The sequence below is a fragment of the Natrinema salifodinae genome (genome assembly GCF_900110455.1).
Classification (GTDB): domain Archaea; phylum Halobacteriota; class Halobacteria; order Halobacteriales; family Natrialbaceae; genus Natrinema; species Natrinema salifodinae.
In genome coordinates this window covers 633,355-646,262 of sequence record NZ_FOIS01000003.1, presented here as the reverse complement: position 1 = coordinate 646,262, position 12,908 = coordinate 633,355, and the positions used below count along the sequence as shown (strand labels likewise).

At 67.8% G+C, this 12,908-nt stretch carries 15 protein-coding genes; 9 read left to right on the top strand and 6 right to left on the bottom strand.

Annotation, left to right across the window (positions count from 1 at the left end; translation table 11 throughout):
* Positions 1-9: 9 nt before the first annotated feature.
* Positions 10-1,461: an ATP-binding protein gene (locus BMY29_RS13160; RefSeq protein ID WP_049991386.1), complete on the bottom strand. Its 1,452-nt coding sequence runs from the start codon at positions 1,459-1,461 to the stop codon at positions 10-12.
* 189 nt (positions 1,462-1,650) lie between these two features.
* Here BMY29_RS13160 and BMY29_RS13155 point away from each other — a divergent pair, with 189 nt between their 5' ends.
* Positions 1,651-2,022: a universal stress protein gene (locus BMY29_RS13155; RefSeq protein ID WP_049991387.1), complete on the top strand. Its 372-nt coding sequence runs from the start codon at positions 1,651-1,653 to the stop codon at positions 2,020-2,022.
* Between the two features lie 2 nt (positions 2,023-2,024).
* The gene (locus tag BMY29_RS13150; RefSeq protein WP_049991388.1) at positions 2,025-2,600 is read left to right on the top strand and encodes a GNAT family N-acetyltransferase; all 576 of its coding nucleotides are present in this window, start codon (positions 2,025-2,027) and stop codon (positions 2,598-2,600) included.
* A 46-nt stretch (positions 2,601-2,646) separates the two neighbouring features.
* On the opposite strand, the gene BMY29_RS13145 is transcribed toward BMY29_RS13150, so the two are convergent.
* The gene (locus BMY29_RS13145; RefSeq protein WP_049991389.1) at positions 2,647-3,105 is read right to left on the bottom strand and encodes a universal stress protein; all 459 of its coding nucleotides are present in this window, start codon (positions 3,103-3,105) and stop codon (positions 2,647-2,649) included.
* Positions 3,106-3,227: 122 nt separating this feature from the next.
* On the opposite strand from BMY29_RS13145, the gene BMY29_RS13140 reads away from it, so the two are divergent.
* Both BMY29_RS13140 and BMY29_RS13135 read left to right on the top strand, forming a co-directional pair.
* Entirely contained in the window at positions 3,228-3,704 is a 477-nt protein-coding gene (locus BMY29_RS13140) for a universal stress protein (RefSeq protein ID WP_049991390.1), read from the top strand.
* A gap of 95 nt (positions 3,705-3,799) precedes the next feature.
* Positions 3,800-5,047 carry a DHH family phosphoesterase gene (locus tag BMY29_RS13135; protein ID WP_049991391.1) on the top strand — a complete coding sequence of 416 codons (1,248 nt, stop codon included), beginning with the start codon at positions 3,800-3,802 and terminating at the stop codon, positions 5,045-5,047.
* Between the two features lie 46 nt (positions 5,048-5,093).
* Here BMY29_RS13135 and BMY29_RS13130 read toward each other — a convergent pair whose 3' ends face one another.
* The 4 genes from BMY29_RS13130 to BMY29_RS13115 all read right to left on the bottom strand — a co-directional run bounded on the left by BMY29_RS13130 (position 5,094) and on the right by BMY29_RS13115 (position 7,429).
* Positions 5,094-5,789 carry a hypothetical protein gene (locus BMY29_RS13130; protein WP_049991392.1) on the bottom strand — a complete coding sequence of 232 codons (696 nt, stop codon included), beginning with the start codon at positions 5,787-5,789 and terminating at the stop codon, positions 5,094-5,096.
* Positions 5,790-5,873: 84 nt separating this feature from the next.
* A complete protein-coding gene (locus BMY29_RS13125; RefSeq protein ID WP_049991393.1) occupies positions 5,874-6,302 on the bottom strand; it encodes a DUF5807 family protein in 429 nt (142 codons plus the stop codon).
* 256 nt (positions 6,303-6,558) lie between these two features.
* The gene (locus BMY29_RS13120) at positions 6,559-6,996 is read right to left on the bottom strand and encodes a DUF7112 family protein (RefSeq protein ID WP_049991394.1); all 438 of its coding nucleotides are present in this window, start codon (positions 6,994-6,996) and stop codon (positions 6,559-6,561) included.
* A gap of 37 nt (positions 6,997-7,033) precedes the next feature.
* On the bottom strand, positions 7,034-7,429 hold the full coding sequence (locus BMY29_RS13115; RefSeq protein ID WP_049991395.1) for a 30S ribosomal protein S6e: 396 nt from the start codon (positions 7,427-7,429) through the stop codon (positions 7,034-7,036).
* 194 nt (positions 7,430-7,623) lie between these two features.
* Between BMY29_RS13115 and BMY29_RS13110 the strand changes: the two genes are divergently transcribed.
* From BMY29_RS13110 to BMY29_RS13090, 5 genes are all read left to right on the top strand, one after another.
* The gene (locus BMY29_RS13110) at positions 7,624-7,902 is read left to right on the top strand and encodes a WNWW family protein (RefSeq protein WP_049991396.1); all 279 of its coding nucleotides are present in this window, start codon (positions 7,624-7,626) and stop codon (positions 7,900-7,902) included.
* Positions 7,903-7,955: 53 nt separating this feature from the next.
* A complete protein-coding gene (locus tag BMY29_RS13105; protein ID WP_049991397.1) occupies positions 7,956-8,300 on the top strand; it encodes a hypothetical protein in 345 nt (114 codons plus the stop codon).
* Positions 8,301-8,410: 110 nt separating this feature from the next.
* Complete coding sequence (locus BMY29_RS13100; RefSeq protein ID WP_049991398.1) at positions 8,411-8,845, top strand: SHOCT domain-containing protein; 435 nt, start codon at positions 8,411-8,413, stop codon at positions 8,843-8,845.
* A 112-nt stretch (positions 8,846-8,957) separates the two neighbouring features.
* Entirely contained in the window at positions 8,958-10,196 is a 1,239-nt protein-coding gene (locus BMY29_RS13095; protein WP_049991399.1) for an MBL fold metallo-hydrolase, read from the top strand.
* Positions 10,197-10,384: 188 nt separating this feature from the next.
* The gene (locus BMY29_RS13090; RefSeq protein ID WP_074854757.1) at positions 10,385-12,895 is read left to right on the top strand and encodes a cation:proton antiporter domain-containing protein; all 2,511 of its coding nucleotides are present in this window, start codon (positions 10,385-10,387) and stop codon (positions 12,893-12,895) included.
* The last annotated feature ends 13 nt before the right edge of the window (positions 12,896-12,908 follow it).

Here is a 12,908-nt window from a genome sequence, read left to right as displayed (position 1 = left end):
TCGCGGCCGTCAGTGATCGTGACTGTGGTCGTGGTCGTGATCGTGCGAATGGCCGCCGTCGCTGGCCGCGCTCTCGATGTCGCCGCCGGCCACGAGCGCGTCGTGGTCGCCCTCGATCATGTCCATGTTCTTCAGGTTGTCCCGCTCCTCGAACTCCTCGACAGCGTTGAGCAGGTCCTCCTGGGTCAGCCGCGTCCGGTCTTCGGTCAGCGCTTCCAGAACCGCCTCGCGGAGCACCATCCGCAGGTCGCTGCCGGTCAGCCCCTCCGTGACCTCCGCGATGAGGTGGGGATCGAACTCGTCGATCTTCATCTGGCGGGTGATGACCTGGAGGATGTCCGCCCGCATCCCGGAGTCGGGCTTGGGGAAGTTGATGATCTCGTCGAAGCGCCGCCAGGCGGCATCGTCGAGCTGATCGGGGTGGTTGGTCGCGCCGATGAGCAGGACGTCGTCCTCGATGAGCGAGACGTTGTCGATGCTCTTCAGCAGGGTGTTGACGGCGCGCTTGAGCGCGGCGTGTTCGTCGCTGCGGCGAGTTTTGGCGACGAAGTCGAACTCGTCGATAAAGAGGATACAGGGGGAGAGTCGCTTGGCGACCTCGAAGGTCTTATCGACGTTCTTGGCCGTCTCGCCGAGATACTGGCTCGTGATCATCGAGAGCTTGACCTCGACGAACGGGAGGTCCATGTCCCGGGCCAGCGCCTGGGCGGTCGAGGTCTTGCCGGTCCCCGGCGGGCCGACGAACAGCAGTTTGCCGATCTCGCGCAGGCCGATGTTCGAGAGGTAGTCGCGGTGTTCGATCGCCTTCGCGATCTTGTCGAGTTCGTTCTGCTGGTCGTCGGTGAGGACGAGGTCGTCGAGGGTGATGTCGACCTCCTCGGGCGCGCGGACCTCCACGAGGTCGAGCATCTCCTCGTCGTCCTCCTCGTCGAAGTACTCGTCGAGGAGGGCGTCGATCCAGACGCGGTCGGCCTGAATCGGGCGGTTGCGGTCGCGGGCTTCCTCGTGGGTGACGTCGAAGTTGTACTCCTCGCGGTCCGCGAAGTGTTTCGCCAGGGTCGGGTTCTCGAGCAGCCGCTCCTCGTCGGCGCGTTCGGCGAACCACTTCTCGGCCATCCCCTGCTGGGCGAGGGTGATCGTGCCGGAGAACTCGTCGCGCTCGGTGAACATCAGCTCGGAGACGGCCTCCCACGGGCGGTCGACGCCGGTCGCCTCGCGGGCGGTGGTGGTCGTGACCGAGAGCGGGCGGCTGATTCCGGCGGGTCTGCGGGACGGTCCCCTGCTGCCGCTGCTCCCGCTCCCGCTTTCGCCGTCCCCGTTCTCGCCGTCGTCGTCGACCCCGCCGGTCCAGTAGACCCGGCGGAACGACGGCGGGAGGTCGTTCTCGTCTAGCGTCCGGTCGTCCGAATACACGCTCGCCGTGAGCAGAAACTCAACGACATCGAGCGCCGCGTCACTCATTCGGTCAACGTACTCACTACACGCTCTTAACAGCGTCGTCCCGCGCAACGTATGCGACCGCCTTCCACCCGAACGACGCTCCTACGCCGCGCTCCACCGCGATACGCTCCGCCCGGTAGCTCGCGCTCCCGTCCCCTCCGCTCTCGGGACGGCACAACCGTTTTCGTGTATCGGCTCACACGCACGTGTATGAACGTGTTGCTGGGTCTCGGCGGCAGCGACGAGTCGGTGAAGACGCTCCGACGGACCATCGATCGAACGACGGCGGTCGGCGACGACCTCACCGTCGTCGTCGTCGACAAGCCCGAGGCGAAACGCTCGCAGGACGAGATGTACGACCAGGCGGTCGACGCGCTCGAGGAGGCCGGCCTCGACGACGTCACGGTCGAGACGCTCGAGGGCGATCCGGGCAGCGCCCTCGTCGATTACGCCGAACAGGGCGAGTACGACCAACTGGTCATCGGCGGGGGGACCCTGAGCCCGATGGGCAAGATCCAGCTCGGACCGATCACCGAGTTCGTCCTGCTGAACGCGCCCACGACGGTCAAACTGGTGCGATAACGATGGTGGGAGCGCGTCAGTATCCGGACGAGCCGTCCGGCCCGTTCCCCTCGCCGCCGACGGCGTTCGAGGATCGGGAGGGGCGGTCGATCGAGGTCCGCGCACCGGACGATTTCGCCGACGCGATCGACGATATCGTCGCGATGTACGTCGAGTTCGACCCCTCCGACCGGGCCCAGGGGATCCCGCCGACCGGCGAGGACCGCATCCGCAACTGGCTCGAGACGATCGGCGAGGACAGCGTCAACGTCGTCGCCCGCCACGAGGGCGACACCGTCGGCCACGCGATGCTCGTCCCGGACGTCGACGATCCGTCGACGATCGAGCGGGGAGACGACACCGAGTGGGAGCTGGCGATCTTCGTCCTGCAGGCCTACCAACGGGCCGGCATCGGGACGGTACTGCTCGAGAACCTGCTGGGCCACGCCGCCGACGTCGACACCCGGCGCGTGTGGCTGACCGTCGAGCGCTGGAACAACCCGGCGATCGCCCTCTACGAACGAGTGGGGTTCGAGGCGACCGGCACCGAGAGCTTCGAACAGGAGATGGCCATTCTGCTCGACGGCGACGACGAGTGAGGCCGACGCTCTCGGCCGCCAGTCTCGGCCGTCCGGCTACCCGCGGTTACACCGAGAGGACGGGCTGGCTCGCGTACGAGAGAACGTACTCAGCAGCCTTTTCGAGGACCTCCGCCTCGGCTTCCGTCACGGGTTCCCGCGGAAGCACGATGAAGTCGGCGTCGATCGTGTCCGCGGTGTCGAGGACGACGTTGCCCGGATGTCGAGTCTTCCGCGTCTGCGAGAAGCCGTCGTCGACCGAGGTCGCGAGCGACACGTCGGCGTCCGCGGCGATTGACCGGATCTCGTCGAAAAAGCCCTGCGTGCCCTCCGCGACGGCGGTTTCGTCGACGGTGCCCGCCTCGAGGCCGTGAACGACGCCGTGCCCGAGGACGAACAGGGCGTGGACGGTGGCGTCGTAGCGGTCGGCAACGGCGACGGCGTACTCGACGGCGGTAGCTGACTCGTCGCTCCCGTCGACCGGCGCGAGGACGGTGTCGGCGGTAAACGGCTCGCTGGCGTCCATACGCGGCAGTGGGTGGCCCGTCACAAAAAAGCCACCCCAGCGCCACCGGCTGCGGCCGGCCAGGCGTCGTCGCGACTGCCCGAACGGGGACGTTTAAGCGACCGCGAGCGAAACCTCCGTGTATGTTCGATACGGTCGTGGTCGCCACCGACGGTTCCGAGAGCGTCAAGCGGGCCGTCGACGTCGCGCTCGATCTCGCTGACCGGTTCGACGCCGACGTCCACGCCCTGTCGGTGGTCGACGCCAGCGAGGTCGACGCCTCACCCCAACAGCTCCGGGAGGAACTCCGCACCGCCCTCGAGACGACCGCCGACGCGGCGCTCGCCACCGTCGAGGACCGGGCGGACGGGGAGGTAACGACCGCGATTCGCGAGGGCCGGCCCGCCGCCGAGATCTGCGAGTACGTTCGCGAGGTCGACGCGGACGTGGTCGCGACCGGCACCCGCGGTCGCCACGGCGAGAACCGCCTCCTGCTGGGTAGCGTCGCCGAACGCATCGTCCGCACCTCGCCCGTCCCCGTCCTGTCCGTGCGCCAGCTCGAACCGACGGGCGAGACCGAAACCGATGTCGACGGCGACGACTCGGCCGCCGAGGTCTGATCGGCCGCCCGCCGCCGTCGACGGCTTCCCGCCGCCCGCACGCCGCGAACCGCGAGACCGGCGATTACTTCCCGGCCGGTCACGCAGGGCGTACCATGTACGACGAACTCATCGCGAGCGGCGACCTGCCGCTCGCCCGCAAGTCCGTCCTCCCGGGAACCGGCTTCTTCCTGCCTGATACCCTCGAGGAGGACCTCGAAGACCAGCAGATCGAGGCCGCGCTCGAGGGCGCCGAGGTCGCGGTCATCGCCGACCCCGACGCCGACGGCCTGGCCTGCGTCGCACTCATCCGCGAAGCCTACGGCGACGTACAGAACATTCCCGAACCCGAGGACGACGAGGACGCGGCCGACGCGACGGACGACGCCGACGAGGAGAACGTCGTCATCGAGGCCGGCGACGCCGACGATCCGTTAGAGGAACCCGAACCGACGCCGCACAACGTCGCGCTCGTCCCCGCCAGCCCCCACGACGTCGAGGACGCCCTGGCCCGCGTCGCCGAGTACGGCGACGAAGGGATCGATCTCTTCGTCTGCGACCTCGCACCCGACCGCTACGAGTACGTCGAGGACGAACTCGCGGCCGCGCTCGAGACCGCCGATCGGGTCGCCTGGTACGATCACCACCAGTGGGGCGACGACGTCGCGCAGTCCGTTCGCGACGCCGGCGTCGACCTGGTCGTCGGCGACTCCGACGAGGAGTGCAGCGCCGACGTCGTCTACCGGTCGCTCGACTACGAGTTCGACGAGCGGTACGAGGACCTGGCGGCGGTCACCCGCGATCACGACCTCTGGCTGCGGGAGGACCCGCGCAGCGACGACCTGGCGGACTACGCCTACTGGACCGACCCCGCGGAGTACGTCGAGGTAGTCCGCGAGTACGGCGTCGACCTGCCCGACTGGGTCGAGGAGTACATCGCCGAGCGCCGGGTCGAGAAGGAGGCGCTGATCGATCGCGCGATCGCCCGCGCGGAGTACCGCGAGATCGGCGGCTACACCGTCGGCGTCACATACGGCCGCTGTTCGCAAAACGAGGTCGCCGAAGCGATGCGCGAGGAGGGCGCCGACGCCTCGGTGGTCGTCAAGCCGGCCGGCTCGGCCTCCATTCGCGGGACCGACGCGTTCGACCGCTGTCACGAGGTCGCGGGGAAGGTCAACGGTGGCGGCCATCCCAAGGCCGCGGGCTGCAAGCCCGACATCTACGACGACATGCTCGACTTTGCGAACCACTGGACCTCCCGCGGCGCCGTGACGAAACAGGTCATCCTCGATGCGTTCCGCGAGGTCGTCGCGGACGAGGCCGACGAAGCGGACGCGACGGAAGACGAGACGACGGACGCGTAACCGCTTGCGTTACTGCGCGTGTAACTGTTCCAGCTTCCACGCACCGTTACTGTCGCGACGCGAGGTACCGCATCACCAGCTGGAGGACGTGTACGAAGACCCCGGCGACAGCGATGTAGACGCCGATCGTCTGGAGCGCGACCGACGCGGTCCGCTCGTCGCGCACCTTCCAGATCTCCCACCCCAGTCGCAGCAGGAACCCGAGGAAGATGAGCGCGAAGCCGGCGAGCAACACCGGCGCGTAGAACGTGCCGACGAGGATCGCCACGAGCCCGCCGATGAACGCGTAGTTCGCGTACGAGCCCCAGTGCTCGAACGTCGTCGACCTGGCGTAGACGTAGGCGGTGATGAGGGCGGTCAGTACGGCGACGACGACCGCCGTCAGCCCGAGGATCGTCGGCTGCGCCGCCCGCGGCGCGAACCGGAGCACGCCCGCGCCGAAGATTCCGAACGCCAACTGCAGGACGACCATCCCGACGAACGCGATTCCCAGGTCACCGCCCGTGACCCCGCGCTCGGCGATTCGCTGTCCGGCCATGATCGCGACCCCGTAGGCGATCGCGCCGACGATCGGAAACCTAAACAGGTACTCGTTGACGGTCGCAAGCGGCGTCACGACCAGAGCGTACATCACCGCGACGTTGATCGCCATCAGCAGGCTCGCGCCGCCGATTACGCGTGCGTCTCGGCTGGAGAGCCCGAATCCGCGCTCGGTCTCCCGCCCCGTTTCGAAGGAACTCATGTCTCGAAAGTAGTCGATTCGGCCGCAAAAGCGTGCACCTTACAGCTGAAACGGCGAGACTCCCGCTTCCGGTCTGCGGTACGCCTAGGCCTCGGACGCGTTCCACCGGTCCGAGAACGCCGTCCCGCACGTACACTGGGCGTAGGCGTGGATGACGTCGCCCTCGGCGTAGATGCCGCCGACCTCCTCGTTTTGCTCCTCCGCGAACGCGAAGACGAACTGCACCGCGTGGTCCTCGTCGCCTGGCGCCTCCGGACACTGCCCGCCCGTGAGGTCGTCGTCGATGATCCCTTCGAGGTTCATCGCCGACTTGGCGAACTCCATCGCACCGGTACCGGTCGCCGCCTGGAAGGCGCTCCGTCCGCGCTCGCCGTCGACGACGATCAGTGTGCCGTCGTCGACTCGGTCGCCGAACTGCTCGAGGCGTTCGTCGGAGACGTACGAGTCGGCCAGGAACAGCGCGACGTCCTCGGGCCGTTCGCCGGCGAGGAACTCCTCGCGTGGATCACTCATGGCCGCGGCTTCGCGCTGGAGGTGGAAAAAGGGCGGTATTCACGGTTCGGACGGTCCCCGCGGTCACAGTTTGATTTTCACCGTTCCGAGATCAGACGGACTCGACTCGCACAGCCGGGAGGAAACGAGTTGACACGGACGGATGCTCGGCTACACGCTTCGAGATCCGGCCGAGTCGCGTCTCGCCGACTTTGATTCCGATCCGGTTTCGCGCTCGATCTCGAACCGAGGTCCGGTCCGGACGACCGCGATCGGGCTACTGGTCCTCGAACTGCTCTGCGATATCGCTCAGGCTCTCGGTTGGCGGCTCGCGGGCGTCGTAGTACGCCGTTTCGCCGGGCGCGCGCAGTCCGTAGAGGAACTCGGGCTCGACGATGTCGATCAGGACCGAACCGTCGACCGGCACGTCGTGGTCGTCGATCCACTCCGTGAGCCGATCGGTCGCGCCGCTGGGGTCGCGAGCCTGGTCGGGCGTCTCGTAGACGCCGGGGATCGCCAGATCGTCGCCGGTCAGTGCCCGGTCGATCCGCGCGAACAGTTCGTCGCCGTCGAGGACGACGCGGACGACCTCGTCGGTCGGAAACGCGTCGCGGTCGTCGGCCGGAATCTCGAGTTTGACGCCGGTCGCGGTCTCCGTACAGGACGACCGGACCGTCTGGACTGATGGGTGATCGCTCGCAATTCTGTCTGCCATTGAAGAACGATAAGGTGCGGGACGGGAAGTCGACGAGTTACTCGTCGTCCTCGCCGCCGAGGAGTTCGTCGACGTCTGCGCTGCCGCGGTCGACGATCGAGGCGTTGATCTGTGCGACGGCGTCGGAGACCTCGCGGCCGCGGACGGTGACCCGGCGGCGCTCGCCGTCACGGGACGGCTTGTAGCCGGTCTGGCGGCCTTCCATCAGGACTTCCTTGAGGTTCGGGCCCGCGACCTCCTCGTTGAGCGGGCGCCCGGCCTCGTCGGAGCCGCCGGTGATCGTGAGCGTGTAGCCGTCGAGTCCGACTGCGCTACCGTCGACTTCTTCGCCGATCGACTTGCCGACGAATCGGTTCGCGTCCTGTTCCTCCGCCTCGAGCTGGTAGGACGACCCGGAGTCGGGGTCGCCGACGACGACAGTGAAACTTGCCATGCCCGACGGAAGACGGCGGTCGCTCAAAAGAACATCGATCCAACCGAACGTTCGCTATCCGGCCGCGGCTGGGCCGCACCCTCGACAAATCTTCAAAAGAGCGTAGAGCGCTCTTTTGGACAGCGGGGGATCTTCGTCCCGCGAGCAGTCGGCCCGCTCGAACAGTCAAGTACGTTCGTGTCCTACGACCGCTCGTGTTCATCGATCCGGAGCGACTCGAGGCTCGCCTGCGCGACGAGTTCGGCGGGACGCCAGGCCAGGCGCGCGTCGTGGTTCGCCAGGCGGTCGACCTCGCGGACGCCGGGCAGTACGAGGCCGACGTGGGGGCGACGCTGACGACCGACGTCGTTATCGACGAGTTGTCAGACGCGCCCGCGGGAACGCCGCCGGAGCGGTGGAACTGGTGGATCGGCTCGCTCGAGCTCGCGTACGGCGATTACGGTCGGTTCGGGATCCAACGGTATCGGAAATGACCGATCGGAGCAGAGGGAAACACCGATTGTCTTCCGCGACGTACGCCCGGTCGATGAGTCCGCTCTCGCGACCGGTCTGGCCGGCGTACCCGCTGTCGGTTCTCGTCGCCGGCCTCGGCCACTGTTATCTCGGGCGGTGGAAACGCGGGGCGATCTGGTTCGCGCTCTACGGCCTGGCGCTCGTGTTCCTGAGCGCGCGGACGATCGCGGGCGCGCTCTCCCCCGACGAACCGTTCGTGGTGACGGCGCTGCAGTTCGACGCGGTGAGTTACACCGACGTGGCCGTCCCGCTTGCCATCCTGCTGGTCTGTCTGCTCGACGTCTACCTCATCGGGTTGACCGAGCGGACCGCCGCGGGGGCGCCCGGGGCGGACGAGTTCCGTTCGAACAGTTCCTAATTTCCTCGACTGCGCCTCTGAAGACGGTTTCCGACCGCCCCCTCTCGCGAGCGCGCCGTCCCGAACGGACCCCGCGTGCGATTTTTGTGTGCCGTTCCCGAACGACGCGTATGGGACGGCTCGGCACAATCTTGCTCAAGGGACTCGGCGTGCTCGCGCTCGCGCTCGTCGTCCTGAGCGTCGTCGGGACGATCGTCGGCATCGTGCTGTCCGTCGTCGCGGCCGTCGTCTCGACCCTCGTGATCCTCACCGTCCTGGGGATCGTCGCGCTGGCGATCGTCGGACTGTTCTCGCTTCTCGGTGACGGGTCGAGGGCCGACGCGACCGCGGCCGCTCGGACGGCCGACCGCGACCGGACCGATTCGAGCACGGACCCCGAGGAACGGCTCCGATCGAAGTACGTCAGCGGCGAACTCAGCGACGCGGAGTTCGAGCGAGAACTCGAGCGGGTGCTCGAATCGGATCGGTCGGGCGGTCGGAGCGGACCGGACCGCTCGTCGGCGCGCGACGGGCACGCGGATCGGCGGCGACTGCGAGACCGATAGCCGTGAGCGGACTGCGAATTTTCGAGCCGCGAGCGGATCATTCGGGGCCGGAGCCGGCGCCCGCCGATCGGAACCAACGGAGGCAAACCGCTCGAGCGCCGACGGGGACGTAATGGACGTACGGTTGCTGGGCGGCGCCCGCGAGATCGGGCGGAGCGCGCTCTACATCGACGAAACGCTCCTGCTCGATTTCGGAATGGACTCGGGGAACCCGCCGGCGTTCCCGGTCGACGACGTTGACCCCGAAGCGGTCGTCGTCAGCCACGGGCACCTCGATCACGTCGGCTCGCTCCCCGCGCTCCTGTCGGGCGACGCGCGGCCGTCGATCCACTGGACGCCGCCGACCTACGACCTCGCGATGGTGCTCGCCCGCGACACGCTGAAGCTCCACGGCGGAACCTACGACTGTCCGTTCACCGAGGCCGAACTCGCCCGCGTCGCGGAGGTCTCGGAGACCCACGGCTACCGCGAGTCCTTCGAGGCCGCCGGCTACGAGATCACCTTCTTCGACGCCGGCCACGTCCCCGGCAGCGCCCACGTGTTGATCGACGACGGCGACACCCGCCTGCTCTACACCGGCGACTTCCACACCGAAGACCAGCGATTGCTCTCGGGGACGACCGCGCGACCGGACGCCGACGTCGTCCTCTGTGAGAGCACCTACTCGGACACGACCAGGCCGCCCCGCGAGGAGATCGAGCGCGAGTTCGCCGAGAGCCTCCGGACGACGGTCTGGGAGGGCGGCACCGTCGTCGTCCCCGCCTTCGCCATCGGCCGCACGCAGGAGGTGCTCTGCATCTGCGAACGACACGACCTCGACTGCTACGTCGACGGCATGGGCAAGCGCGTCACCGAACTGTTCCTCCGCGAGGGGAACCGCGAGTTCCTGCGCGATCCCGACCTCTTGCGCCGCGCGAAGGGCAACGCGAGGTTCGTCGACGGCCGCGACGGCCAGCGAAAGCGGATCGCCGATCAGAACACTGTCATCGTCACCACCAGCGGGATGCTCCACGGCGGCCCCGCGATGACCTACGTGCCCGCGATCCGCTCGCATCCGACGAACAAGATCGCCATGACCGGCCATCAGGTCGAGGGGACGCCGGGCCACGAGTTGCTCGAGACCGGCAGCGCCGAACTCGACGGCCGGATGCTGCGGGTCAGCGCCCAAGTCGAGCAGTACGACTTCTCCGCGCACGCGGATCGGGAGGGGGTTCGCTCGTTCCTCGAGTCCTACGAGGACGCGCGGGTGCTGGTCAACCACGGGGATCGCTGCGAGGCGTTCGCCGCGGCCCTCCGCACGGACGGCTACGATGCCAGTGCACCCGAACTGGGCCAGCGCCTGACCGTCTGAATATCGCAGTCTGCGGCCCGTGATCCGTCGTTTGCGTTCGATATCGACCGTCGGCCGTCGACTGCAACCGTCTACCGACGGCTCGCGGCTCCCGCCGCGACCGATCTTTTTTGACTTCGGGTCCGTAGGTGGTCTCGGCTGACCGTCTCGACCGACGTCGACCGGTCGGGTTTCCTCGTCACTACACCATGCCAGTCGCAGCCTCACCGATCGATCCCTCACTGCTCGCCGGGTCGGCCCTGACCGCCGCCCCGCCGCTTCAGGCGAACGTCCCGGATCCGCTCGAGACCGGCGAACTGCTGTGGGTGTTTCTCATGCTCACGATATTGCTCGTGACCGCGCGGGCGCTGGGCGAACTCGCCAAGCGCTTCGACCTACCCGCCGTCGTCGGCGAGCTCTCCGCCGGAATTTTGCTCGGCCCCTCGGTGATCGACAGCGTCGCCGTCGTCACCGAAGCGGTCAATTGGGTCGAGGGCTACCCCGTCGGACCGCAACTCGAACTCGTCGAGGTGATCGCCTGGATCGGCCTGCTGATGCTGATCATCCTCACCGGGCTCGAGACGGACCTCGATCTCATCGTCTCGAAAGCGACGGAATCGACGCTCGTCGCCCTCGCGAGCATCGTCGTCCCCTTCGCCGCTGGCTTCGCGTTCGCCTGGTTGCTCCCCGAGCAGTTCCTGGCGGCCGACGGCGCGCGCCTCGAGTTCGCGCTGTTCATGGCGGTCGCGATGAGCATCTCGGCGATTCCGGTGATCGCGAAGATTCTCATGGATATGGGCCACGTGAGGCGGAACTTCGGCCAGATCACGCTCGCGGCGGGGATGATCAACGACACGATCGGCTGGATCCTGCTGGCGCTGGTCGCCGGCCTGGCGGAGGCTGGGTCCGTCGAGCTGACCGAGACCGGACAGACGCTGCTGTGGCTGGCGGCCTTCCTCGGCGTCGGCTTCACGGTCGGACTCCGTGCCGTCCGCCGGATTTTCATCTGGGTCGACAACGTCGTCGGTGGTCAGGTCGCGAAGATCACGACGTTGATGGTGCTGGCGCTGGGCGTCGGCTCGTTCACCCACGCGCTCCACCTCGAGGCGGTGCTGGGCGCGTTCGTCGTCGGGATTCTCGTAGGGCAGGTCAACCGGTTCGATTACGAGACCGAACACACCTTCGAGGTCGTCACGATAGGCGTGTTCGCGCCAATCTTCTTCGCGATCGCGGGGCTTCGCGTCAATCTGGGGACGCTGGTCGAGCCGCTGGTGTTTGCGGTCGCCGTCGCCGCGCTGGCGATCGCCGTCACGGGGAAGTTCGTCGGGGCGTACGTCGGCGCGAAGGCCGCCGGGCTCTCGAACTGGGAGGGCGTCACGATGGGGGCCGGGCTCAACGCCCGCGGCGCGATGGAGATCATCGTCGCCACGATCGGCTACGGGATGAACGTGCTGACGATCGAGATGTACTCGATCGTCGTGATGATCGCCATCGTCACCTCGCTGATGGCCCCGCCGATGCTGCGCTGGGCGCTGCCGAAAGTCGAGATGAGCGAGGAAGAGCGCGAGCGCATCGCGCGCGAAGAGCGCCTGCGCGAGAGCTTCGTCGCCAACATCAGCCGCGTGCTCCAGCCGACCCGCGGCGGCGCCGACTCCCAGTACGCCGCGCGGCTGCTCGGCCCGCTCGTTCGCGACACCGAGATCGAGCTGACGACGATGTACGTCGCCATCGAGGGAGACGGAGGCGGAACCGGGACCGATCCTCGGGGCGGCCGCTGGTTCGCGAACGCGCTCGACCGCCTGCGCGGGACCGACCCGGAGTCGAACGATTCCTCGGGAATGCGAGCAGCCCCAGCGACGGACGACGACAGCGAGTTCGTCCAGCCGGCGGACCGAGCGGGCGCGGCGGTCCGAAGCGACCGGCGAACGGAGGCGGATTCGGACGCGGGCACGGGGACGACCGACGAGGAGACGGAGCTCTTCGATCGCCTGGCCGACGAACAGAGCGGCGTCGCCGCGGAGGCGTTCGACCTGATCGAGCGCCGGCTCGGCCCTCAGAACCGATCGCCCCGGACCGTGACCCGCGAGGTGGTCGGCAGCGTCGCCGAGACGATTCTCGACGAGGCCGCGGAGGGATACGACCTGCTCGTCCTCGGCGAAGCCGGCCGGGGGAACGATCCCGACGAGCCGCTGTTCAGCGAGACCGTCGACTACGTCATCCAGCACACACCCTGTCCGACGATGGTCGTCAGCACCCCCTACTCCGGCGAGACCGCCCTCGAGCGGACGGACACGACGTTGCGACGGATTCTCCTGCCGACCGCGGGGACGGAGTACAACCGTCACGCCGCCGAGATCGCGTTCGCGATCGCCGCCGAGGAGAACGCCATCGTCGAGATCGTCCACGTCGTCAACGAACCTCAGGTCGACGACCGGTTCGCCGAAGAGCCCGACCTCTCGAAGGCGATCGAGATCGGCGAGGAGATCGTCGATCGCGAGGCCGAACTGGGTCGCCAGTTGGGCGCCGAAGTGTTGACGACGGTCGAAGTCAGCCAACGGCCGGAGGCAACGATGATCGACCTCGCGGACCAGGACGACGTCGATCTCATCGTCATGGGCACCGAGATGCGACCGGTCAGCAAGCGTGCGTTCTACGGCCACCGCGTCGAGTACGTCATCCAGAACGCCGACTGTCCGGTCGGGATCGTCAGTTCGATCTGAGGGGACGGCTGTC